Raw genomic sequence first — 1277 nt, forward strand, 5'->3', positions numbered from 1 at the left:
GGGACTGCTGAAGGTTTAGTTGACAGCTGGGGTTGATATTTTCTTACGCGGCTGAGGCCGCGTTTTTTATTGTCTCAAACTCGATGGGTGTCAGCCGTCCGAGGGCACGTTGACGGCGTTTTCGGTGGTAGCTGCGCTCGATCCACGTCGTGATGGCCAGCCTGAGCTCCGCCCGAGTGTCCCATCGTTTCCGGTTCAGGACGTTCTTTTGCAGCAGGGAGAAGAACGATTCCATCGCTGCATTGTCACCACATGCCCCTACCCGGCCCATCGATCCGTGCAGGCCGTAGGTGTTCAGGGCCAGGACGAACTTTCTGGATCTGAACTGGGACCCGCGATCGCTATGGACCACCGTGCCGGCCGGTTTCCTGAGGGCCACGGCGTGGTCCAGGGCGGCGACGGCCAGGGATGCTTTCATCCGCCCGTCCATGGAGTACCCGACGATCCGGTTTGAGTGCAGGTCCTTGATCGCGCACAGGTACAGCTTTCCCTCCGCGGTGTGGTGCTCGGTGATGTCCGTGAGCCATTTCCGGTTCGGTGCCGTGGCGCTGAAGTCCCGTTCGATGAGGTCATCGTGGACCGGTGGGCCGGCCTTGAGCCCTGAGCGGCGCCGGCGGTGGATCACCGAGAGGATGCCGTTCTGGGAGCACAGCCGCCAGATCCGGCGTTCGCTGGCGGCCGGGCCGGGACGGGCGTTGATCTCATCGGCGATGAACCGGTATCCGAAGGCAGGATCGTCGCGGTGGTGGTTGATGGCGGCGTTGATCAAGTGGGCTTCTTCCCAGTCCCGGGCGGGGACGGGATTGGCGGCCCACTGGTAGTAGGCCTGTCTGGAGAAATTCAGTACCCGGCAGGACACTGCCACGGGAACCCGGATCGGGGCGTCCCTGGCAGCCAGCTCGCGGACCAGCGGGTACATCATTTTTTTGGATTGATGTCCCGGGACAAGTAGGCCACGGCACGGCGCATGACTTCGGCTTCCTGTTCCAGGAGCCGGATGCGTTTGTTGGCCTCCCGCAACTTCGCGGCGTCATCGGACACGGCACCGGACTTCACGCCGTCTTCTCTGTCGGCGATCTTCATCCAGCGGTGCAGGGCAGCGGGTGAGACGCCGAAGTCCTTGGCGATCTGCGTGATGGGCGCTTCGCCCTTGCGGGCAACCGCGACGACATCGCGGCGGAACTCTTCGGGAAAGGCTTTGGGCATGATGAACATCCTTCCACCCGCAAGGATCAAATCCTCACAGGCAAAGTGTCAATCAAACCTTCAGCAGTCCC

1 protein-coding gene is annotated in these 1277 nt (G+C 62.3%); it reads right to left on the reverse strand.

The genetic code is table 11. The features are described 5' to 3' along the window. Positions 1-43: 43 nt before the first annotated feature. Positions 44-1206 (reverse strand): IS3 family transposase gene (locus QRN53_RS18710; protein ID WP_285245311.1). Its coding sequence is split into 2 segments (ribosomal slippage): positions 44-925 and positions 928-1206, totalling 1161 coding nucleotides; the frame shifts between segments, so codons are not numbered across the junction. Positions 1207-1277: the final 71 nt, after the last annotated feature.

It is taken from the genome of Pseudarthrobacter sp. fls2-241-R2A-127 (assembly GCF_030209355.1).
Lineage (GTDB): Bacteria > Actinomycetota > Actinomycetes > Actinomycetales > Micrococcaceae > Arthrobacter.